The sequence below is a fragment of the Pseudomonas sp. PS01298 genome, assembly GCF_029959745.1.
Classification (GTDB): Bacteria; Pseudomonadota; Gammaproteobacteria; order Pseudomonadales; family Pseudomonadaceae; genus Aquipseudomonas; species Aquipseudomonas aylmerensis.
Map to the genome: position 1 here is coordinate 1 of NZ_JASCPP010000050.1, position 21,901 is coordinate 21,901.

Annotated in this window: 18 protein-coding genes; 9 read left to right on the plus strand and 9 right to left on the minus strand. The window is 60.7% G+C overall.

The genetic code is table 11. The annotated features are described in order from the left end of the window. Nucleotides 1–368: 368 nt before the first annotated feature. Genes cysG through QMX97_RS18005 form a run of 6 tightly spaced genes read right to left on the minus strand, consistent with a single transcriptional unit; the run spans nt 369 to nt 7,871 of the window. Complete coding sequence (gene cysG, locus QMX97_RS17980; protein WP_065907487.1) at nt 369–1,763, minus strand: siroheme synthase CysG; 1,395 nt, start codon at nt 1,761–1,763, stop codon at nt 369–371. Further along, the gene (gene serS, locus QMX97_RS17985) at nt 1,764–3,044 is read right to left on the minus strand and encodes a serine--tRNA ligase (RefSeq protein WP_065907488.1); all 1,281 of its coding nucleotides are present in this window, start codon (nt 3,042–3,044) and stop codon (nt 1,764–1,766) included. A 16-nt stretch (nt 3,045–3,060) separates the two neighbouring features. Then, nucleotides 3,061–3,435: a fluoride efflux transporter CrcB gene (crcB, locus tag QMX97_RS17990; protein ID WP_065907493.1), complete on the minus strand. Its 375-nt coding sequence runs from the start codon at nt 3,433–3,435 to the stop codon at nt 3,061–3,063. After that, nucleotides 3,435–4,757: a replication-associated recombination protein A gene (locus tag QMX97_RS17995; RefSeq protein WP_065907495.1), complete on the minus strand. Its 1,323-nt coding sequence runs from the start codon at nt 4,755–4,757 to the stop codon at nt 3,435–3,437. Before QMX97_RS17995 ends, crcB begins: the two co-directional genes overlap by 1 nt. A 27-nt stretch (nt 4,758–4,784) precedes the next feature. Beyond that, nucleotides 4,785–5,408, minus strand: a complete 624-nt coding sequence (lolA, locus tag QMX97_RS18000) for an outer membrane lipoprotein chaperone LolA (protein WP_065907498.1) — start codon at nt 5,406–5,408, stop codon at nt 4,785–4,787. 54 nt (nt 5,409–5,462) lie between these two features. After that, nucleotides 5,463–7,871, minus strand: coding sequence for a DNA translocase FtsK (locus tag QMX97_RS18005; protein ID WP_065907501.1), 2,409 nt, complete (start codon nt 7,869–7,871; stop codon nt 5,463–5,465). A gap of 496 nt (nt 7,872–8,367) precedes the next feature. Between QMX97_RS18005 and aat the strand changes: the two genes are divergently transcribed. The 3 genes from aat to infA all read left to right on the plus strand — a co-directional run bounded on the left by aat (nt 8,368) and on the right by infA (nt 10,130). Further along, a complete protein-coding gene (gene aat, locus QMX97_RS18010) occupies nt 8,368–9,048 on the plus strand; it encodes a leucyl/phenylalanyl-tRNA--protein transferase (RefSeq protein ID WP_065907502.1) in 681 nt (226 codons plus the stop codon). A gap of 55 nt (nt 9,049–9,103) precedes the next feature. Then, nucleotides 9,104–9,811 carry an arginyltransferase gene (locus QMX97_RS18015; protein ID WP_065907503.1) on the plus strand — a complete coding sequence of 236 codons (708 nt, stop codon included), beginning with the start codon at nt 9,104–9,106 and terminating at the stop codon, nt 9,809–9,811. A 100-nt stretch (nt 9,812–9,911) separates the two neighbouring features. Continuing rightward, nucleotides 9,912–10,130 carry a translation initiation factor IF-1 gene (gene infA, locus QMX97_RS18020; protein ID WP_002553999.1) on the plus strand — a complete coding sequence of 73 codons (219 nt, stop codon included), beginning with the start codon at nt 9,912–9,914 and terminating at the stop codon, nt 10,128–10,130. A 772-nt stretch (nt 10,131–10,902) separates the two neighbouring features. Here the strand turns inward: infA and clpA are convergent. After that, nucleotides 10,903–13,173, minus strand: coding sequence for an ATP-dependent Clp protease ATP-binding subunit ClpA (gene clpA / locus QMX97_RS18025; RefSeq protein ID WP_065907505.1), 2,271 nt, complete (start codon nt 13,171–13,173; stop codon nt 10,903–10,905). A gap of 29 nt (nt 13,174–13,202) precedes the next feature. Next, nucleotides 13,203–13,571 (minus strand): ATP-dependent Clp protease adapter ClpS, encoded by a 369-nt coding sequence (clpS, locus tag QMX97_RS18030; protein ID WP_010567912.1) that lies wholly within the window; start codon nt 13,569–13,571, stop codon nt 13,203–13,205. Nucleotides 13,572–13,790: 219 nt separating this feature from the next. Between clpS and cspD the strand changes: the two genes are divergently transcribed. Continuing rightward, nucleotides 13,791–14,054 (plus strand): cold shock domain-containing protein CspD, encoded by a 264-nt coding sequence (gene cspD, locus QMX97_RS18035; protein ID WP_282397344.1) that lies wholly within the window; start codon nt 13,791–13,793, stop codon nt 14,052–14,054. Nucleotides 14,055–14,135: 81 nt separating this feature from the next. On the opposite strand, the gene icd is transcribed toward cspD, so the two are convergent. Next, nucleotides 14,136–15,392 (minus strand): NADP-dependent isocitrate dehydrogenase, encoded by a 1,257-nt coding sequence (icd, locus tag QMX97_RS18040; protein ID WP_106805637.1) that lies wholly within the window; start codon nt 15,390–15,392, stop codon nt 14,136–14,138. A gap of 493 nt (nt 15,393–15,885) precedes the next feature. Between icd and QMX97_RS18045 the strand changes: the two genes are divergently transcribed. The 5 genes from QMX97_RS18045 to hflD all read left to right on the plus strand — a co-directional run bounded on the left by QMX97_RS18045 (nt 15,886) and on the right by hflD (nt 21,812). Next, complete coding sequence (locus QMX97_RS18045; RefSeq protein WP_262132162.1) at nt 15,886–18,111, plus strand: NADP-dependent isocitrate dehydrogenase; 2,226 nt, start codon at nt 15,886–15,888, stop codon at nt 18,109–18,111. A gap of 162 nt (nt 18,112–18,273) precedes the next feature. After that, on the plus strand, nt 18,274–19,491 hold the full coding sequence (locus tag QMX97_RS18050; protein WP_282397345.1) for a serine hydrolase domain-containing protein: 1,218 nt from the start codon (nt 18,274–18,276) through the stop codon (nt 19,489–19,491). Between the two features lie 70 nt (nt 19,492–19,561). Next, a complete protein-coding gene (locus QMX97_RS18055) occupies nt 19,562–20,008 on the plus strand; it encodes an NUDIX hydrolase (RefSeq protein ID WP_065907512.1) in 447 nt (148 codons plus the stop codon). Nucleotides 20,009–20,067: 59 nt separating this feature from the next. Continuing rightward, on the plus strand, nt 20,068–21,192 hold the full coding sequence (gene mnmA / locus QMX97_RS18060) for a tRNA 2-thiouridine(34) synthase MnmA (RefSeq protein ID WP_106803428.1): 1,125 nt from the start codon (nt 20,068–20,070) through the stop codon (nt 21,190–21,192). Continuing rightward, nucleotides 21,189–21,812: a high frequency lysogenization protein HflD gene (gene hflD, locus QMX97_RS18065; protein WP_058425015.1), complete on the plus strand. Its 624-nt coding sequence runs from the start codon at nt 21,189–21,191 to the stop codon at nt 21,810–21,812. Before mnmA ends, hflD begins: the two co-directional genes overlap by 4 nt. Nucleotides 21,813–21,901: the final 89 nt, after the last annotated feature.

Genomic DNA, 21,901 nt, shown 5'->3' on the forward strand with positions numbered 1-21,901 from the left:
CCTCAACTGGCCTCAGGAATCTCCACTGATCTCTGGAAGCTCACTGGCCTCAGGAATCTCCACTGATCACAGGAATCTCACTGGCCTCAGGAATCTCCACTGACCTCAGGAATATCACTGGCCTCTGGAATCTCCACTGACCTCTGGAATCTCCACTGACCACAGGAATCTCACTGGCTCAGGAATTTCCACTGACCACAGGAATCTCACTGGCCACAGGAATCTCCACTGCCCATAGGAATCCCACAGGCCTCAGAAATCTCCACTGCCCACAAAAATCTCCCCGACCTCAGAAATCTCACTGGCCTCAGAAAGCCCACCGGCCACAACAACTGCGCAGCCTCAACAAGCCCGGCAATCACACAGGCCTAAACCTGCGACTGCGCGCCCTCAAACCACTTCAGCTTCTCGCGCAACACCACCACTTCGCCGACGATCACCAGTGTCGGTGCATGCACTTCATGCTCCGCCACCATCCGCGGCAAGTCCGCCAGGGTGCCGGTGAATACGCGCTGGTTGGAGGTGGTGCCCTGCTGGATCAACGCAGCGGGGGTGTCCGCCGCGCGGCCATGCTTGATCAGTTGTTCGCAGATGATCGGCAAGCCAATCAAGCCCATGTAGAACACCAGGGTCTGCGACGGTCCCACCAGGTCATGCCAGGGCAGGTCCGAAGTGCCGTCCTTCAGGTGCCCGGTGATAAACCGCACCGACTGCGCATAGTCACGGTGAGTCAGCGGAATCCCGGCATACGCCGCGCATCCGCTCGCCGCCGTGATGCCAGGCACCACCTGGAACGGAATGCCATGGGCCGCCAGTTCCTCGATCTCTTCGCCACCCCGGCCAAAAATGAACGGGTCGCCACCCTTGAGCCGCAATACACGTTTGCCCTGCTTGGCCAGGTCCACCAGTTGCTGGTTGATCTGGTCCTGCGGGACCGCGTGATCGGCGCGACGCTTGCCGACATAAATACGCTCGGCATCGCGGCGGCACAGTTCGAGAATCGCCGGGGCCACCAGGCGGTCGTACAGCACCACGTCGGCCTGCTGCATCAGGCGCAAGGCGCGGAAGGTCAGCAGGTCCGGATCACCCGGCCCTGCCCCCACCAAGTACACCTCGCCCGGTGCATACGGCGGCGCGCCGTTGACCTTTTCGATCAGCAGGCGCTCGGCCTCGTCACCCTGCCCGGCCAATTGACGGTCGGCAATCGGGCCCTGGAACACTTCTTCCCAGAACGCACGGCGTTGTTGCACATCCGGGTACAGGCCTTTGACCTGGGCGCGAAAACGCGCGGCGAGCCCGGCCAGTTGCCCGTAGGTGGACGGAATCCAGGTTTCCAGCTTGGCCCGGATCAAGCGTGCCAGCACCGGCGCATCGCCGCCGCTGGACACCGCGATCACTAACGGTGAACGGTCGACAATCGCCGGGAAGATCACGCTGCACAAGGCCGGCGCATCCACCACATTGACCGGCACGCAACGACGCTTGGCATCGCTGGACACTTGCGCGTTCAGCGGCTCGTCATCGGTGGCGGCGATAATCAGGGTGCAGTCGTCGAGATCGGCCTCCTGATAACCGCGCAAAATCAATTCCCCGCCACTGCCCAGCACCAACACACGCAGCTGGTCTTCGATCTGGGGAGCAACCACCCGCAGCACTGCACCGGCGTCGGCCAGCAGCCGGGATTTGCGCAAGGCAATCTCCCCGCCACCGACGACCAACACACGGCTGCCGCGCAGGTTATGAAACAGCGGCAGAAACTCCATTTAGCGGATGACCTCGACGCCCGCCATGTACGGCTTGAGCACTTCCGGCACACGGATCGAGCCGTCAGCCTGCTGGTAGTTTTCCAGCACGGCCACCAACGTACGGCCTACCGCCAGGCCCGAACCGTTGAGGGTGTGGACCAGTTCCGGCTTGCCGGTTTCCGGGTTGCGGAAGCGCGCCTGCATGCGACGGGCCTGGAAATCGCCACAGTTGGAGCACGACGAAATCTCGCGGTATTTGTCCTGGCTCGGCACCCACACTTCGAGGTCGTAGGTCTTCACGGCACTGAAACCCATGTCGCCGGTGCACAGCGCCAGCACGCGGTACGGCAGCTCCAGCAGTTGCAGGACGCGTTCGGCGTTGGCGGTCAGGCCTTCCAGGGCTTCCATGGAAGTCGACGGCTCGACCACCTGCACCATCTCGACCTTGTCGAACTGGTGTTGGCGGATCATGCCGCGGGTGTCACGGCCCGATGCACCCGCCTCACTGCGGAAGCACGGGCTGTGGGCGACAAACTTGATCGGCAGTTGCTTGGCGTCGAGGATCTCGCCGGCGACGATGTTGGTCAGCGACACTTCGGCGGTCGGGATCAGGTACAGATCGGCTTCGCCATCGCGGCTGATCTTGAACAGGTCTTCCTCGAACTTCGGCAACTGGCTGGTGCCCATCAGCGCCGGTGCCTGCACCAGGTACGGGGTGTAGGCCTCTTCGTAGCCGTGCTCGCCGGTGTGCAGGTTGATCATGAACTGCGCCAGGGCGCGATGCATGCGTGCGATCGGGCCGCGCAGCAAGGCAAAGCGCGCGCCGGACATCTTCGCGGCGGTTTCGAAATCCAGGCCGCCGGTCAGTTCGCCCAGGGCGACGTGGTCCTTGATCTCGAAATCAAAAGTCGTCGGCGTGCCCCAGCGGCGCACTTCGACGTTACCGTCTTCGTCTTCGCCGACCGGTACGGACTCATGGGGAATATTGGGAATGCCCAGCAGGATCGAATCCAGCTCGGACTGAATCTTTTCCAGCTCGACTTTACCGTCGGACAGCTCGGTGCCCATGCGCTCGACATCCGCCATCAGCGGCGCGATGTCTTCGCCGCGCTGCTTGGCCTGACCGATGGATTTGGAACGCGCATTACGCTCAGCCTGCAGTGCTTCGGTGCGGGTCTGGACGGTCTTGCGCTGTTCTTCCAGCGCTTCGATGCGCGCAACATCCAAGGCAAAGCCACGGGATGCCAGGCGGTCCGCTACGTCCTGAAGGTTGCTACGTAACAGTTTGGAATCGAGCATGTCGGTCTCTCGTTTATCAAAGTTTGGTCAAGGACAGGCCGGCCCAGGTGGCGAGCAGCCCGCCGAACACGCTGATGCCCAGGTACCCGAAGGCGACCAGGGCCTGCCCGCTTTCCAGCAGTCGCAGCGTGTCCAGTGAAAAGGATGAAAAGGTCGTCAGACCGCCTACAAAGCCGACAATCAAGCCGGCGCGAATTTCAATCGGCACTTCCGGACGCAACAGGAACCAGCCGTACAACAACCCGATGATCAAACAGCCCACCAGGTTGACCGCCAGGGTCGCCGCATAAAAATGCTTGGGCCAGTTAGCGCTGACCCAGTTACCGGTGGCGAAACGCAATAATGTACCAGCGATGCCGGCTGCGGACACGGCAAGAATCGTCTTGAGCACTACTTTCTCCGCTGTTTAGGGCTGAGGCGATCGAGTTGGGCCAGGTGATTGAGCTTTTCGCCGATCTTCAGCTCCAGGCCACGCGGAACCGGCTGATAGAGCGGCAGCGGCTCAAGCTCATCGGGGAAATAGTCTTCACCGGCCGCGTAGGCATCCGGCTCATCGTGGGCATAGCGGTATTCGTCGCCGTAGCCCAGTTGTTTCATCAACTTGGTGGGCGCGTTGCGCAGGTGCAACGGCACTTCGAGGGAGCCGTACTCGGCAGCGGCGCGCAGCGCGGACTTGAAGCCCATGTACACCGCGTTGCTCTTGGGCGCACAGGCCAGGTAGGTAATGGCCTGGGCCACGGCCAATTCGCCTTCGGGACTGCCGAGGCGCTCCTGCACGTCCCACGCGGCCAGGCACAGGCTCAAGGCGCGCGGGTCGGCGTTGCCGATGTCTTCGCTGGCCATGCGCACCACGCGGCGGGCCAGGTAGAGCGGGTCGCAGCCGCCGTCGATCATCCGCGCAAACCAGTACAACGCGCCGTCCGGGTTGGAGCCGCGCACGGATTTATGCAGCGCCGAGATCTGATCGTAGAAAGCCTCGCCGCCCTTGTCGAAGCGCCGACGCGTATCGCCGAGCAGGCTTTGCAGGAGGTCGACGCCAATTTCGCTGCCGTCTTCGGCCAGGTCGGAGGCGTTTTCCAGCAGGTTGAGAAAGCGCCGGCCATCGCCATCGGCGGCAGTCAGCAAAATCTTGAAGCCTTCGTCGCTGACGCTCAGTTGGCGCTTGCCCAGGCCCTTGTCTTCGTTCAACGCGCGGTGCAGCAGCTTTTGCATCGCCGCTTCGTCCAGGCTCTTGAGCACATAGACCCGCGCCCGCGACAGCAAGGCGTTGTTGAGTTCGAACGAAGGGTTTTCGGTGGTGGCGCCGATAAAGATCAGCGTGCCGTCTTCGACATAGGGCAAGAACGCATCTTGCTGCGACTTGTTGAAGCGATGCACTTCATCGACAAACAGGATGGTGCGCTTGCCGTATTGCCCGGCCTGCTGCTTGGCGACCTCGACCGCCTGGCGGATCTCCTTGACCCCGGCCAGTACCGCCGAGACCGTTTCGAAGTGCGCATCCGAGACTTTTGCCAGCAGCCGCGCCAGGGTGGTCTTGCCCACGCCTGGCGGCCCCCAGAAAATCATCGAGTGCAGCGCACCCTGCTCCAGGGCTTCGCGCAAAGGCTTGCCGCGAGCGAGCAGGTGTTCCTGCCCGACATACTCATCCAGGTTGGTCGAGCGCAAGCGCGCGGCCAGTGGCTGAGCAATCGGGTCACTTCGAAACAGGTCCATGGGCAGCGTTTGAAACCTCTTGGCAGATTATTCCTGGATCACGTCGGCACCCTTGGGGATGTCGAACTTGAACTTGGACGCCGGCACCGGCTCATTGGCCTTGACCCCGGAGAACAGGATATCGGTGCGCTGGCCGACGCTGTCGACCAGCCGCATGTTGTTGATCACGCCATTGCCAAACGACAGGGACAGCGTGTCAAACAGCGTGTCCTTGGATTTTGGCTTGAGGGTGAACTCGATCACATTGCTGGTTTGCTTGGAGGTGATGTCGAAACTCTCGTTGATTTTCGACACATCACCCGACAGCAGCAGCGCTGGCGTCTGGTTCAGGCGCGGGTCCAGCTTCTTGATGGTCGCCTGCTCCAGGTCCGGGTCCCACAGCGTGACTTTCTGGCCGTCGGAGACGATGGTCTGCTCCGCCTTGCCTTCGGTGTGCCAGTAGAACAGCCCAGGGCGCTGCACGGCCATTTCGCCGGCGGTTTCCTGCAACTGGGTGCCGCCCGCGTCCAGGGTCAGCTGGGAGAAGCGCGCGGTCAGGGTCTTGGATTTGTCCAGCAGGTTGGTCAGGCTGGCCACGGAGGCCGGGTCGGCGTGCGCCGAAACAGCAGTCAGGGCCAGTGCTGGCAACAACAGCATGCGGATAAGACGCATGGGAGTCCTCATTGAGTCGTTAGGGCGTGCCGCGTGCTGCCACGCGGCACGTGATCAGTCGCGCATCTGCCCGGGGGCGATGACTTCGCGCGAGCCGTTGGTGTTCATTGCGGTCACGACGCCAGCCATTTCCATGGCTTCGATCATGCGCGCGGCGCGGTTGTAGCCGATTTTCAGCTTGCGCTGCACCGCGGAAATCGAGGCGCGGCGACTTTCCAGCACAAACGCGACGGCCTCGTCGTACAGCGCGTCGGTCTCGGCATCGTCGTCGCCACCGCTGCTGCCGCCGTCGAAGCCGCTGCCGGCTTCCTCGACGCCCGCGAGGATGTCGTCGTTGTATTCCGGAGCGCCACGCAGTTTCCAGGCTTCCACCACGCGGTGCACTTCGTCATCGGAAACGAAGGCGCCGTGCACCCGAATCGGCAAGCTGGTGCCCGGCGGCATGTAGAGCATGTCACCGTGGCCGAGCAGCTGCTCGGCGCCACCCTGGTCGATGATGGTCCGCGAGTCGATCTTGCTCGACACCTGGAACGCCATCCGCGTCGGAATGTTGGCCTTGATCAAGCCGGTGATCACATCCACCGACGGACGCTGGGTCGCGAGGATCAAGTGAATACCCGCCGCCCGCGCCTTCTGGGCGATACGCGCGATCAGTTCTTCGACCTTCTTGCCGACGATCATCATCATGTCGGCGAATTCGTCGACCACCACCACGATGGTCGGCAGCTTGCTCAGCAGCGGCGCTTCGTCGTGGATGCTCTCGCGCTTGTACAGCGGGTCGGTCAGCGGCGTGCCGGCGTCCTGGGCTTCCTTGACCTTGGCATTGAAGCCCGACAGGTTGCGCACGCCCATCTTCGCCATCAGCTTGTAGCGACGCTCCATCTCGGCCACGCTCCAGCGCAGGGCGTTGGCGGCGTCCTTCATGTCGGTGACGACCGGGCACAGCAGGTGCGGAATGCCTTCGTAGATCGACAGCTCGAGCATCTTCGGGTCGATCATGATCAGCTTGGCGTCTTCCGGGCCGGACTTGAACAGGATCGACAGGATCATCGCGTTCACACCCACCGACTTACCCGAACCGGTCGTACCGGCAACCAGCAAGTGCGGCATTTTCGCCAGGTCGGTGATCACCGGCTTGCCGCCGATGTCATGACCCAGGGCCAGGGTGACCGGCGATTTGAAGTTGTCGTATTCCGGCGTCGAGAGTACTTCGGAGAAGCGCACGATCTGGCGGTCCTCGTTGGGAATCTCGATACCTACGGTGGTCTTGCCGGGAATCACTTCGACCACGCGCACGCTGGTCACGGCCAGGGAGCGCGCCAGGTCCTTGGCCAGGTTGGCGATACGGCTGACCTTGACGCCTGCCGCCGGCTGGATTTCGTAACGGGTAATCACCGGGCCGGGGTGGATCGAGTCCACCGACACTTCGACGCCGAACTCCTTGAGTTTGATTTCCAATAGGTGGCCGACAGCCGCCAGGGACTCGGGGGAATAGTTGAGTTGCTTCTTTTCGGCCGGATCGAGGATCGAGATCGGCGGCAAGGTGCCTTCGACGGCGCTGTCGACAAACAACGGCGCCTGTTTCTCTTTCTGCACGCGATGGCTTGGCTCGGCGGGCTTGGGCGGTGCCGGAGCAATCACCGGCGGCACCTGCTTCTCGCGGTCCGACATGTGCTTGCTCAGGGCCTGCTCGCGCTCGATCAGGCGCTCCTTGACCTTGGCCTGCTCGCGGCGGTCCGGCGTACTCGGGGCGACCACCTCGTTGACGCGGGTATCGACCTCACGCAACTGGGCGACCATGCGCTTGCGCTCGACCCGGGCCGCCCACCAACGGTTGGCAGCGCCCTGGAAGAGCTCCAGCAGGTCGAGGGTGATCTTGCCGGTCACGTCCATCACCTTGAACCACGACAGGTCGGTGAACACGGTGAGGCCGAACAGGAACAGCGCGATGAACATCAAGGTGCTGCCCTGGATATTCAGGGTCCTGCGCGCCAGGTCGCCAAGGCTTTCGCCCAGCGCCCCGCCCGCGCCCGCCGGCAGGCCGGTAGGCGCATGAAAGTGGATATGCGCCAGCGCCGCGCCGGACAACACCAGGAACACCAGGCCGATCAGGCGCCAGGAAAACAGCCAGCCGCTCCACTGCCACGGCTCATGCCGCTGGCGGAAGATCTGCCAGGTCTTGATCGCCAGCAGCAAGGGGAAGATATACGCGAAGTAACCGAGCACCATGAACAGGATATCGGCGCTGTAGGAGCCGGCAGGTCCACCGAAGTTCTGCACGTCTTCGATCTTGCTGTTGTGGCTCCAGCCCGGATCGTCCTTGCCATACGTGAGCAAGGCCATCATCAGGAACAGGCACAGCGCGCCGATAGCGATCAGCGCTCCTTCCTTGAGTCGGTAGTGCAGGTGCTGGCGCCAGGCCGGCACGACTGCTGCTTTGGGTGTTGCGGCGGATTTCTTCAAAACGGGTCTTTTCCTGCGCCTTTAGCGCGTCCATCTGTTGAATAACTGTAAATACTGCCCAATCCGAGCAGCTGAAAAATGAACGAACGTCGTTGAATCTACTTTTAACACTGGGCGATTGCTGGATGAAATGGCGATAACGCCACAATCGCCGCATTGTACGGGTTTGTGCCCCTGATGCCACACCACTTGGCGCTCTTCAAGCAGCATAGCCAATTGTGTGTCACAAGATGTTCAATTTGAGCATGCATTGTCTTTGCTGACAAAGGCTTATGAGCTGTTTTTACCAATCCAGGCAAGCTTGGCAAATGGCCTGCATCGGCCAGACCCGATTACGACCACGCCTCAGGCACAGAGTTGCAGAAACACGCGCTCACGCTAATGCGCGCCGATGGCCGATTCGGGCTGGCCCCACAGCGCTGTGTCGACAATAATCACGCTCTCGGTGCAGGCGACATTCCTGCCACTCCCCTCCCCTTCCGTAAGCCTGGATGCCATGCTGACCTGGTTACAACGCGACACCCTGACATTTCCGCCACTGGCCAAAGCCATGCGCGAACCCAATGGCCTGCTCGCCGCCGGCGGTGACCTGTCGGCCGAACGCCTGGTCCAGGCCTATCGCCACGGTTGCTTCCCGTGGTTCTCCGAGGGCCAGCCGATCCTCTGGTGGTCGCCCGACCCGCGCACGGTGATCTTCCCCGACGAACTGCACGTCTCGCGCAGCCTGGGCAAATTGTTGCGCCAGCAGCGCTACAGCGTGACATTCGACCAGGATTTCGCCGCCGTCATCCAGGCCTGCGCCGCGCCGCGCGCCTACGCCGATGGCACCTGGATCACCGAGGGCATCCAGAGCGCCTACCTCGAGTTGCACACGCGCGGCTACGCGCACTCGGTGGAGGTATGGGACGACGGTGAACTGGTAGGCGGCCTGTATGGCCTGGCGATGGGCCAATTGTTCTTCGGCGAATCCATGTTCAGTCGCGCCGACAACGCCTCGAAATTCGGCTTTGCCACACTGACTCGGCAACTGCAGGCCTGGGGATTTGTGCTGATCGACTGCCAGATGCCCAACGATCACCTGCACAGCCTGGGCGCCCGCGCCATCCCTCGCAGCGAATTCGCGGGCCTGCTGCGCGACCATCTGGATCAACCCAACACTGGACCGTGGGTTTCCTAGGCGACTTGCGCGCACCTGGCTTACACTTATTTCAAAGCTTACCCGAGGGTTGATCATGACCGAGTTGGCGCGTTTGAAGTTTTATGCCACTCAACCCCACTCTTGCAGCTATCTGCCCGACGAGCAGGCCACCACGCTGTTCCTCGATCCCAGCCAGCCAATGGACGTGCATGTGTATGCCGATCTCTCGGAAATGGGCTTTCGGCGCAGCGGCGACCACCTGTACCGGCCCCATTGCCAGAACTGCAATGCCTGCGTCCCGGCGCGCATCCCTGTGGCGCAGTTTGTACCGGACCGCAACCAGAAACGCATTCTCAAGCGCAACGCCGACCTGACGGTGACCTCGGCCAAGCCGAGGTTCAGCGAAGAATATTTCGACCTTTACCAGCGCTACATCGAGCAACGCCATGCTGACGGCGACATGTTCCCGCCCAGCCGCGATCAGTTTTCCACCTTCCTGGTGCGTGAGCTGCCGTTCTCGCGATTCTACGAGTTTCGCCTCGACGGTCGCCTGGTGGCCGTCGCCGTGACCGATTTGCTGCCTAACGGCCTGTCGGCGGTCTACACCTTCTACGAACCAGCCGAAGAACGCCGCAGCCTGGGGCGCTTCGCGATCCTCTGGCAAATTGGCGAAGCCATGCGCCTGGAACTCGAGGCGGTGTACCTCGGATACTGGATCAAGAACTGCAAAAAGATGAACTACAAGACCCAATATCGGCCTATTGAACTGCTGATTAATCAAAGATGGGTCACGCTTAACTAGAACCCCTTGGCTTAAACACCCTTTTTCGGGCACAATGCACGCCGCTTTTGCCTGGCGCAGTTGCACCGGGCCATTCACTGGATACCGAGGGCTTTACTGCATGTCGAAAGAAGACAGCTTCGAAATGGAAGGCACTGTCGTCGACACCCTGCCCAACACCATGTTTCGTGTGGAGTTGGAAAATGGGCACGTCGTAACCGCGCATATCTCCGGCAAGATGCGCAAGAACTACATTCGTATTCTTACCGGTGACAAAGTGCGCGTCGAGCTGACGCCCTATGACTTGAGCAAAGGGCGCATCACTTACCGCGCTCGTTAAGCAAGTCAATACAAAACGCCCGGTTATGCCGGGCGTTTTTGTGTGCGCGCTATTTATATAGCGCTGCAGGGCTCATGTGGGAGCGGGCTTGCTCGCGAAGGCGGTGTGTCAGTTAATGCTTTCGGCGACTGACCCACCGCTTTCGCAGGCAAGCCAGCTCCCACATTTGATTTGCATACACCCGGGGTCTCAGGCCCCACCCCAATCCCCTGTGGGAGCGGGCTTGCCCGCGAAGGCGGCCTGTCAGCTGATGCATTCGGCGACTGACCCACCGCTTTCGCAGGCAAGCCAGCTCCCACATTTGATCTGCATACACCCGGGGTATAGGCACCACCCCAACCCCCTGTGGGAGCGGGCTTGCCCGCGAAGGCGATCCGCCAGTTGATGCATTCGCTGGCTGATCCACCGCTTTCGCAGGCAAGCCAGCTCCCACATTTGATCTGCGTACACCCGGGCTCTCAGGCCCACTCCAATCCCCTGTGGGAGCGGGCTTGCCCGCGAAGGCGATCCGCCAGTTGATGCATTCGCTGGCTGACCCACCGCCTTCGCAGGCAAGCCAGCTCCCACATTTGATCTGCGTACACCCGGGGTCTCAGGCCCACCCCAATCCCCTGTGGGAGCGGGCTTGCTCGCGAAGGCGATCCGTCAGTTGATGCATTCGGTGGCTGACCCACCGCTTTCGCAAGCAAGCCAGCCACTGCATTTGATCTCCACCAACATCAAGACAGCAAAAAGGCGCCTTTCGGCGCCTTTGCTGTAGTGCAGTCAACGATCAGGCCATTTCCGCAGTGGTTTCGAAGTCGAAGGTCAGCTCGCCATCCTTCAGGTCGATATGCACCACGCCGCCATGGTCGGACAGCTCGCCGAACAGGATCTCCTCGGCCAATGGCCGCTTGATCTTGTCCTGGATCAGACGCGCCATCGGGCGAGCGCCCATTGCCGCGTCGTAACCACCTTCGGCCAGCCAGTTGCGTGCCGCGTCCGTCACGTCCAGCTGCACGCGCTTGTCTTCCAACTGCGCCTGAAGCTCGGTGAGGAACTTGTCCACCACGCTCTTGATAACCTCATGGCTGAGGCGACCAAACTGGATAATGGTGTCCAAACGGTTGCGGAACTCCGGCGTAAAGCTCTTCTTGATCACTTCCATGGCATCGGAAGAGTGATCCTGATGGCTGAAGCCGATCGAAGCCCGCGCGGCCGTTTCGGCACCGGCGTTGGTGGTCATGATCACGATCACGTTGCGGAAATCCGCCTTGCGCCCGTTGTTGTCGGTCAGGGTGCCGTGGTCCATCACCTGCAGCAGCAGGTTGAAGACTTCCGGGTGCGCCTTCTCGATTTCATCGAGCAGCAATACGCAATGCGGCTGCTTGGTGATCGCTTCGGTCAACAGGCCGCCCTGGTCGAACCCGACATAGCCCGGAGGCGCACCGATCAGGCGCGACACAGTGTGACGCTCCATGTATTCGGACATGTCGAAACGCACCAGCTCAATGCCCATGGCCTTGGCCAACTGCCGTGCCGCCTCGGTCTTGCCGACGCCGGTAGGACCAGCGAACAGGAACGAACCCACAGGCTTGTCCGGCGACTTGAGGCCCGCACGCGACAACTTGATCGCGGTGGACAGCGAGTCGATGGCCGCATCCTGGCCGAACACGGTTAGCTTGAGGTCACGCTCCAGATTACGCAGCAGTTCCTTGTCGGAACTGGTGACGTGTTTTGGCGGAATCCGCGCGATCTTCGCCACGATGTCCTCGACCTGAGGTACGTCGATGCGTTTCACACGCTTCTCGACCGGCTGCAGGCGCTGGTAGGCACCCGCCTCGTCGATCACGTCGATGGCCTTGTCCGGCATGTGCCGGTCATTGATGTAGCGCGACGCCAGTTCAGCGGCCGAACGCAGGGCTTCATCGGTGTACTCGATGCCATGGTGCGCTTCGAAACGCCCCTTGAGCCCGCGCAGGATGCCAATGGTGTCTTCAACCGAAGGCTCGGACACGTCGACTTTCTGGAAGCGACGCGCCAAGGCGCGGTCTTTCTCGAAAATGCCACGAAATTCCTGGAACGTGGTCGAACCGATGCAGCGGATATCACCCGAAGACAGCAGCGGCTTGAGCAGGTTCGAGGCGTCCATTACCCCACCGGATGCCGCACCGGCACCAATGATGGTGTGGATTTCATCAATGAACAGGATCGCCTGCGGACGTTTCTTCAGCTCACCGAGCAACGCCTTGAAGCGCTTCTCGAAATCGCCACGGTACTTGGTCCCGGCGAGCAAGGCGCCCAGGTCAAGGGAGTAGACGACACTGTTGGCCAGCAGGTCAGGCACCTGATTGTCGACAATGCGCTTGGCCAGGCCCTCGGCAATCGCGGTTTTACCCACGCCGGCCTCACCCACCAGCAACGGGTTGTTCTTGCGACGACGCGCGAGGATCTGCGCTACACGCTCGACCTCAAGCTCACGCCCCACCAGCGGATCGATCCGCCCCTGGCGCGCCAGCTCATTGAGGTTACTGGCATAGGCATCCAGTGGATTGCCCGAAGAAGAAGACTCACCGCCCTCGTCGTCCTGCATATCCTGTTCACCCTCGGAATGATCGCCGTGCCCAGGCACCTTGGAGATACCGTGGGCGATGTAGTTGACGACATCAATACGGGCAACGCTCTGCTGCTTGAGCAGGAACACTGCCTGGCTTTCCTGCTCGCTGAAAATTGCCACCAGCACGTTGGCGCCTGTGACTTCACGCTTACCGGAGCTCTGTACGTGGAAAACAGCACGCTGCAATACCCGCTGGAAGCCCAGGGTTGGCTGGGTCTCGCGGTCCTCGTCATGCACGGGGATCAGTGGCGTGGTGGAGTCGATAAACTCCTGCAGGTCATGCTTGAGTTTGTCGAGGTTGGCGCCGCACGCACGTAGAACGGTGGCGGCAGCTTCGTTATCCAAAAGTGCCAGCAGCAGGTGCTCGACGGTCATGAATTCATGACGCTTCGAACGGGCCTCCTTGAAGGCAAGATTGAGGGTGACTTCGAGCTCGCGGTTTAACATAGCTTCACCTCATACCCAAGTGGTCGGCGTTAACCGTCCTTCTCGATTTCACAGAGTAGCGGATGCTGGCTTTCCCTGGCGTACTGGTTGACCTGCATGGCCTTTGTCTCGGCGATGTCGCGGGTAAACACTCCACATACTGCCCGTCCTTCTGTGTGAACGGCCAGCATTACCTTGGTCGCCAACTCGCGGTTCAGGTTAAAAAACACCTCGAGTACTTCGACCACGAAATCCATCGGTGTGTAGTCATCATTGAACAAAACCACCTTGTACATCGGCGGCGCCTGTAAAGCAGGCTTGGCCTCCTGAACAGCAATGCCTGCAGAACCGTCGTCATCGTGTTCGTGATCCGGTCGATCCTGATTGAATGTTAGTCGAATCTGGCTGATTGCATGCATGGAAAGAAAGGTTCGTCAGTGGTTCAAATACAGTGGTGGGGGCGACCTGTCAGAATTTCAACTACTGACCGGCCAGTCGCCTTGACTATCGGCAAAACGGTGTTACAACCAATAGAACCCACAGTGGGTAAAAAAGGTCCGCGCAGTCAACCTTATTTATTCGGGTTAGGACGGATAAACTGGATGATACTCCAGTGATGGAGTCTGGTGCAGAGGGATATGGGCATGGCAAGTGGTAAGGTCAAGTGGTTCAACAATGCCAAAGGCTACGGTTTCGTCGTAGAGGACGGTAAGTCCGAAGATCTCTTTGCGCATTTTTCAGCGATCAAGATGGAAGGGTACAAGACGCTGAAAGCGGGCCAACCTGTAAGTTTCGAAATCATTCAAGGACCGAAAGGGTTGCATGCCGTGGAAATCGTCGCCAAGGCACCTGAACCCACCGCGGGGTCGACCGCTCATAACGAAAAGAAGCAAACGGCCTGATCCGCCGTCGAGCGCGCAAACGCAATAAAAAACCGGCCACCCCATCAAGATTGGGACGGCCGGTTTTTTTATGCCTGCGCCTTACATATGCGAAATCAGCGCATCACCAAAGCCCGACGACGACACCAACTTCGCGCCGTCCATCAGGCGCTCGAAGTCATAGGTCACGGTCTTGGCCGAAATCGCGCCATTGGTGCCCTTGATAATCAGGTCAGCCGCCTCGATCCAGCCCATGTGGCGCAACATCATCTCCGCCGACAGGATCAATGAACCCGGATTGACCTGGTCCTTGCCCGCATACTTGGGCGCGGTGCCGTGGGTCGCCTCGAACATGGCCACGGTGTCGGACAGGTTGGCCCCCGGCGCAATGCCGATACCGCCCACCTCTGCCGCCAGCGCGTCGGACAGGTAGTCGCCGTTCAGGTTGAGTGTCGCAATCACGTCATATTCGGCCGGGCGCAGCAGGATCTGCTGGAGCATGGCGTCGGCAATCGCATCCTTGACCACCACATTCTTACCGGTTTTCGGGTTCTTGAACTGCATCCATGGACCGCCATCGAGCAGGGTTGCACCGAATTCCTGCGCCGCCACTTCGTAGGCCCATTCCTTGAAGGCCCCCTCGGTGAACTTCATGATGTTGCCTTTGTGCACGATGGTCAGCGAATCGCGGTCGTTATCCACCACATATTGCAGGGCTTTACGCGCCAGGCGCTGGGTCCCCTCTTTCGAGACCGGCTTGACGCCGATGCCGCAATCCTGGTCGAAACGGATCTTGGTCACGCCCATTTCTTCCTTGAGGAACTTGATCACCTTGATCGCTTCGGGCGAGCCGGCTTTCCACTCGATCCCGGCGTAGATGTCTTCGGAGTTCTCACGGAAGATGGTCATGTCCACATCGCCTGGCTTCTTGACCGGGCTCGGCACGCCTTCGAACCAGCGCACCGGGCGCAGGCACACATACAAATCGAGTTGTTGGCGCAGGGCCACGTTCAGCGAACGGATGCCGCCACCGACCGGGGTGGTCAGCGGGCCCTTGATGGACACCACGTAATCCTTGACCGCATCCAGGGTTTCCTGGGGCAGCCAGGTGTCCTGGTCGTAGACTTGAGTGGCTTTCTCGCCGGCGTACACCTCCATCCAGGAGATCTTGCGCTTGCCGCCGTAGGCCTTTTCAACAGCCGCGTCGACCACCTTGATCATCACCGGGCTGATGTCGACGCCAATACCGTCACCTTCGATATAAGGGATGATCGGTTGGTCAGGAACATTGAGAGAATGGTCTGCATTGACGGTGATTTTGTCGCCGACTGCCGGAACCTGAATCTTCTTGTATCCCATGCTGAACTCCATCTATGGATTGAACATCTGGCTGCGTTCGAGCCTACTCCAGATAAATGGCGACTGAAACCTCACGCCATGCTCATTTGCATCGAAAACAGCATAAATTGTCGCCTACAAGCCTGAAAGCAAAGGCAAAATCGCCAATCTTGAGCACTGCATGCGACCTTGGTAGCACGTTGGGCCCTGCGACCTTTAGACCAATGGACGACACACCTTTTGTATGAAGGCTCGGCGTAAGCATAGCGACCTATGTATAATGCCGCCGCTGACCAAAGAGTCACGACGGCGGACCGCTCTAGAACACAGCCTTCCGCTACAAAGCAGGACTAATACAATAGTCCACCCGCTTGACGCTCGACTGATGCAACCCAACATCACCGCGAAGAAACCTCGACATTTCGCTCATGGATGACTTTGAACGAACGCGCTCCACCCGGCGCATCTCGAGTTTCTGCGCACGCTTTCAGCAAAGAAGAGAGTTAATCCGAATATGCCCACCCGCTCGAAGATCATCTACACCTTCACCGACGAAGCCCCAGCCCTCGCCACCTATTCACTGCTGCCTATCGTAGAGGCCTTCACCGCTTCCGCTGATATTGCCGTGGAAACCCGCGACATCTCCCTCGCCGGGCGCATCCTCGCAAGCTTCCCTGAGCAACTGGGTACCAAGGCCATCCCGGACCACCTCGCCGAACTGGGCGACCTGGCCGTTACGCCTGAAGCCAACATCATCAAGCTGCCTAACATCAGTGCCTCGACGCCTCAGCTGCAAGCTGCGATCAAGGAACTGCAGGCCCAGGGCTACGCCCTGCCGGACTACCCTGAAACCGTAACCACCGACGCGGAAAAAGAAACCCGTGCACGTTACGACAAGGTCAAGGGCAGCGCCGTGAACCCGGTCCTGCGCGAAGGCAACTCCGACCGCCGCGCCCCGCTGTCGGTCAAGAACTACGCGCGCAAGCACCCGCACAAGATGGGCGCCTGGGCTGCCGACTCCAAGTCCCACGTGGCTCACATGAGCAGCGGCGACTTCTACGGCAGCGAAAAAGCCGTTCAGATCGAAGCCGCCGATGCTGTCAAAATCGAGCTGATCGCCAAGGACGGTACCGCGACCGTCCTCAAGGAAAAGACTTCCGTACAGGCTGGCGAGATCATCGACAGCGCCGTACTGAGCAAGAACGCCCTGCGCAGCTTCATCGCCGCTGAAATCGAAGACGCCAAGAAGCAAGGCGTGCTGCTGTCGGTTCACCTGAAAGCCACCATGATGAAGGTCTCCGACCCGATCATGTTCGGCCAGATCGTTGCCGAGTTCTACAAAGACGCGCTGGCCAAGCACGCCACCGTGCTGGAGCAGATCGGCTTCAACCTGAACAACGGCATCGGCGACCTGTACGCTCGCATCAAGGCCCTGCCGGCCGACCAGCAAGCACAGATCGAAGCTGACATCCAGGCGGTCTACGCCGCTCGCCCTTCCCTGGCGATGGTCAACTCCGACAAAGGCATCACCAACCTGCACGTGCCGAGCGACGTCATCGTCGACGCCTCGATGCCAGCCATGATCCGTGACTCCGGCAAGATGTGGGGCACCGACGGCCAGCTGCACGACACCAAGGCCGTGATCCCGGATCGCTGCTACGCCACCATCTACCAAGCGGTCATCGAAGACTGCAAGGCCAATGGCGCTTTCGACCCAACCACCATGGGCAGCGTGCCAAACGTTGGCCTGATGGCGAAGAAAGCCGAAGAGTACGGTTCCCACGACAAGACCTTCCAGATCAAGGCTGACGGCGTCGTCCGCGTCACCGACAGCAAGGGCAACCTGCTGATGGAACAGAACGTCGAGGCCGGCGACATCTTCCGCATGTGCCAGACCAAAGACGCGCCGATCCAGGATTGGGTCAAACTGGCCGTCAACCGTGCCCGCGCCAGCAACACCCCAGCCATTTTCTGGCTGGACCCGAAGCGCGCGCACGACGGCGTCGTGGTCGAGAAAGTTCAGGCCTACCTGAAAGACCACAACACCGAAGGCCTGGACATCCGCATCATGTCGCCGGTCGACGCGATGAAGTTCACCCTGGAGCGCACCCGCAAGGGCCTGGACACCATCTCGGTGACCGGTAACGTACTGCGTGACTACCTGACCGACCTGTTCCCGATCATGGAACTGGGCACCAGCGCCAAGATGCTCTCGATCGTGCCGCTGATGAACGGTGGCGGCCTGTTCGAAACCGGCGCCGGCGGTTCGGCTCCCAAGCACGTGCAGCAGCTGCTGGAAGAAAACTTCCTGCGCTGGGATTCCCTGGGCGAGTTCCTGGCCCTGGCCGCTTCCCTGGAACACCTGGGCGTCACGTACAACAACCCGAAAGCCCTGGTGCTGTCGAAAACCCTGGACCAGGCGACTGGCCAGTTCCTCGACAACAACAAGTCGCCATCGCGCAAAGTCGGCAACATCGACAACCGCGGCAGCCACTTCTACCTGGCGCTGTACTGGGCTCAAGCCCTGGCCGCCCAGACCGAAGACACTGCACTGCAAGCGCAGTTCGGCGAACTGGCCAAGACCCTGACCGCGAACGAAGCAACCATCGTTGCCGAGCTCAACGCCGTGCAGGGCAAGCCAGTGGACATCGGCGGCTACTACGCGCCGAACCCTGAGCTGACCAGCAAGGCCATGCGTCCAAGCAACACCCTCAATGCGGCGATTGCTGCACTGGTGTGATGCGCTGATGTGACGATGCTTGATTGATCGTCACACCACAGCAAAATCCGGAACCCGAAAGGGTTCCGGATTTTTTTTGCGCTTTTTTCCGCAAGTGGGCGCAGGACTTGCTTTGTGTTTTTGCTCAAGCCACTCCAGAAAACAACAAATAAGGAAGTTTTTATGCAAAGAATTCACTTCCAGGCGCTGGCCTGGGCCTCGGCAATCGCCCTGCTGACCGCCTGCGCGAGCCGCTCGCCACCCTACCCGCATGCACAGGAACCGATTGGCGACGTGCAGACCATGTACGACGGCAAACTCAGTGCCGACGCTGCGGTCAGCACCTTTCGCAATATCGACCGCTTGTTTCCGGTGCGCACCATCAAGGCCGGCGGCCACCCTTTCCCACTGCCGCACAGCAGCCGGGCGCTGGGACCGGTTGCGTTCGATTACGAAGGCAAACGCTATAGTCTTGATGACTACGTCACCCTCAACCGGGTAACAGGCCTGCTGGTGATCAAGGACGGCCAAGTCGTTACTGAACGCTACGAAAAAGGCAATACCGCCGAAACCCGCTGGATGTCGATGTCGGTGGCCAAGTCGATTACATCGACCCTCGTCGGCGCGGCCTTGCAGGACGGTTCGATCAAGAGCCTGGATGACAAAGTGACCGAGTATTTGCCTGCACTGGCCGGCAGCGGCTACGACCAGGCCACCGTGCGCCAGGTGCTGGCGATGCGTTCGGGGGTCAAATGGAGTGAGAAATACGCCGACCCGACGTCGGATCGACGCATGATGCTCAAGCTGCAGACCGGACAAGTGCCCGGCTCCGCCCTCAAGTTCATGGCGAGCCTGCCCAGCGCCGCGCCGCCTGGCACCCGCACCAACTACAGCACCGGCGAGACACAAGTGCTGGGCCAACTGGTCAGCGCCGCCGTGGGCAAGCCCCTGGCGAACTACCTCAGCGAGAAAATCTGGGCGCCGTATGGCATGCAGACCGATGCGAACTGGTGGCTCGACGGCCCGAACGGCAACGAAGTGGGCGGCAGCGGCATCAGCGCAACACTGGAAGATTACGGGCGCTTCGGACAGTTCGTACTCAGTGGCGGCAAAGCCGGCGATAAGCAAGTACTGCCCAAAGGCTGGATGAGCTTTGCCAGCGCCACCACCGGCACCGATGCCGCCTACGGCGACTTTGCCTCCATGTGGTGGCCGGCCTGGACTGCCGAGTCCAAAGCCGACAAAGCCTTCACGGCTGCCGGCATTTTCGGCCAGTTCATCTACATAAACCCTACGCAAAACGTGGTGATCGTCGTGTGGCAAGCGCAGACCAAAGCCACCGGCGGTGAAGTCATTGACGACATGGTCGCCTTCGACGCCATCACCAAGGCCGCCCGGTAACCGAGCGCAACAGCCGGCGGGCGCCCCTGTATGATGGGCGCCTGCCCCACTGATCGCTTGAGAGCCCTCCATGACCTGGCAACCCCACATCACCGTCGCCACCCTCGTAGAAGACAACGGCCGCTTCCTGATGGTCGAGGAACTCAAGGGCGGCCGCGCCGTGCTCAACCAGCCTGCCGGCCACCTCGACCCACACGAAACCCTGACCGAAGCCGCGGTGCGCGAAACCCTCGAGGAAACCGGCTGGGACGTGGAAGCCACCGGCATCGTCGGCATCTACCTGTACACCGCCCCCAGCAACGGCGTGACCTATCAGCGGGTATGTTTTATCGCCAAGGCGCTGAAACATCATCCCGACTATCAACTCGACGAAGGTATCCTGCGCGCCCGCTGGATGACCCGCGATGAACTGATGGCCGTGCGCAATGACTGGCGCAGCGAGCTGATCATCCGCTGTATCGATGATTATTTGGCCGGCCAGTGCCACAGCCTCGAACTGATCCGCCCTTCTCTTTAGCCTTGCGGGCCCAGGCCTGCTAGAATCGCGTCCTTTTTCAAGACACCCGTTGAAATCCTATGCGTGATCCAGCCCCTTCTGACACACAAAAGAAGCGCGTCATCGTCGGCATGTCCGGCGGCGTGGATTCTTCCGTTTCCGCCGTTCTGCTCATGGAGCAGGGTTATGAGGTGGAAGGCCTGTTCATGAAGAACTGGGAAGAAGACGATGGAACGGAATACTGCACCGCCATGGACGACCTGGCGGATGCCCAGGCCGTCTGCGACAAGATTGGCATCAAGCTGCACACCGCCAACTTCGCCGCCGAGTACTGGGACAATGTGTTCGAGCACTTCCTGGCCGAATACAAGGCCGGCCGCACGCCGAACCCGGACATCCTGTGCAACCGCGAGATCAAGTTCAAGGCGTTCCTCGACTACGCCATGATGCTCGGCGCCGACCTGATCGCCACCGGCCACTATGTGCGCCGCCGCGACGTTGATGGCCGCACCGAACTGCTCAAGGGCCTGGACCCGAACAAGGACCAGAGCTATTTCCTGCACGCCGTCGGCGGCGAACAGATCGCCAAGACCCTGTTCCCGGTGGGCGAGCTGGAAAAACCCGAAGTCCGCAAGATTGCCGAGAAACACGGCCTGGCCACTGCCAAGAAGAAGGACTCCACTGGTATCTGCTTTATCGGCGAGCGCCGCTTCAGCGACTTCCTCAAGCAGTACCTGCCCGCGCAACCCGGCGAGATCAAGACCACCGAAGGCGAAGTGATCGGCCGCCACCATGGCCTGATGTACCACACCATCGGCCAGCGCCAGGGCCTGGGCATCGGCGGTTTGAAAGACGCCGGCGAAGAGCCGTGGTACGTGCTGGTCAAGGACCTCGAGCACAACGTGCTGATCGTCGGCCAGGGCAATGAGCACCCGTTGCTGTTCTCCGGCGCGCTGCTGGCGTCGGAGATCTACTGGGTCAACCCGATCGACCTGAGCACTCCGCGCCGCCTGACCGCCAAAGTGCGCTATCGCCAGAGCGACCAGCCCTGCACCCTGGAAAAAACCGCCAGCGGCTACCGCGCCACCTTCGATGACCCGCAACGCGCGGTCACGCCGGGCCAGTCCGTGGTGTTCTATGACGGCGAGATTTGCCTCGGCGGCGGCGTGATTGAAGTCGCCGAGCCCTGGAGCAACCCGGCATGAGCCCGACCCAGGAGCAATTGACCGCCCTCGGCGGGGTATTCCTCGCCGCAGTGCTGGTCGACAAGATCGCCAAGACCGGCCAGGTCACCGAGGCAGGCCTGACCTGCATGCTCGGCAGCCTGCTGATCCGCGACCCCAAGGACACACTGGAAGTGTATGGCGGCGACGACCTGGCGCTGCGCGAAGGTTACCGCGCGCTGATCGGCGCCCTGGAACGCGACCCGAGCACCTTGCAGCGCGAGCCGCTGCGCTACGCCCTGTCGATGCTCGGCCTGGAGCGCCAACTGGCCAAGCGTGAAGACATGCTGGAAGTCATCGGCAAGCGCCTGCCGCAGATCCAATCCCAGGTAGAGCACTTCGGCCCGGCTCACGAAAACGTGATTGCCGCCTGCGGTGCGCTGTACCAGGACACCTTGAGCACCTTGCGCCAACGGATTCAGGTGCACGGCGACATGCGCAACCTGCAGCAACCGAACAACGCCTCGAAAATCCGCGCCCTGCTCCTGGCCGGTATTCGTTCGGCACGGTTGTGGCGCCAGTTGGGCGGTCATCGTTGGCAACTGGTGATCAGCCGACGCAAATTGCTCAAAGAGCTTTACCCGTTGATGCGCAACGAATAAGTCGCAACAGCCACGTTTTTTATAGCCTCACGCGTAATACGCCGGTCAGTTGGCAACGGACCGGCGGATTTTTTCATGTATGATACGCG

Bases quoted from the DNA above. Each gene is read 5' to 3' on its own strand.
- QMX97_RS18015 (WP_065907503.1), top strand. From the start codon at position 9,104: ATGACCGAGTTGGCGCGTTTGAAGTTTTATGCCACTCAACCCCACTCT.
- icd (WP_106805637.1), bottom strand. From the start codon at position 15,392: ATGGGATACAAGAAGATTCAGGTTCCGGCAGTCGGCGACAAAATCACC.
- hflD (WP_058425015.1), top strand. From the start codon at position 21,189: ATGAGCCCGACCCAGGAGCAATTGACCGCCCTCGGCGGGGTATTCCTC.
- QMX97_RS18045 (WP_262132162.1), top strand. From the start codon at position 15,886: ATGCCCACCCGCTCGAAGATCATCTACACCTTCACCGACGAAGCCCCA.
- cspD (WP_282397344.1), top strand. From the start codon at position 13,791: ATGGGCATGGCAAGTGGTAAGGTCAAGTGGTTCAACAATGCCAAAGGC.
- serS (WP_065907488.1), bottom strand. From the start codon at position 3,044: ATGCTCGATTCCAAACTGTTACGTAGCAACCTTCAGGACGTAGCGGAC.
- QMX97_RS18055 (WP_065907512.1), top strand. From the start codon at position 19,562: ATGACCTGGCAACCCCACATCACCGTCGCCACCCTCGTAGAAGACAAC.
- cysG (WP_065907487.1), bottom strand. From the start codon at position 1,763: ATGGAGTTTCTGCCGCTGTTTCATAACCTGCGCGGCAGCCGTGTGTTG.
- mnmA (WP_106803428.1), top strand. From the start codon at position 20,068: ATGCGTGATCCAGCCCCTTCTGACACACAAAAGAAGCGCGTCATCGTC.
- lolA (WP_065907498.1), bottom strand. From the start codon at position 5,408: ATGCGTCTTATCCGCATGCTGTTGTTGCCAGCACTGGCCCTGACTGCT.
- QMX97_RS18050 (WP_282397345.1), top strand. From the start codon at position 18,274: ATGCAAAGAATTCACTTCCAGGCGCTGGCCTGGGCCTCGGCAATCGCC.
- clpA (WP_065907505.1), bottom strand. From the start codon at position 13,173: ATGTTAAACCGCGAGCTCGAAGTCACCCTCAATCTTGCCTTCAAGGAG.
- aat (WP_065907502.1), top strand. From the start codon at position 8,368: ATGCTGACCTGGTTACAACGCGACACCCTGACATTTCCGCCACTGGCC.
- infA (WP_002553999.1), top strand. From the start codon at position 9,912: ATGTCGAAAGAAGACAGCTTCGAAATGGAAGGCACTGTCGTCGACACC.
- clpS (WP_010567912.1), bottom strand. From the start codon at position 13,571: ATGCATGCAATCAGCCAGATTCGACTAACATTCAATCAGGATCGACCG.
- QMX97_RS17995 (WP_065907495.1), bottom strand. From the start codon at position 4,757: ATGGACCTGTTTCGAAGTGACCCGATTGCTCAGCCACTGGCCGCGCGC.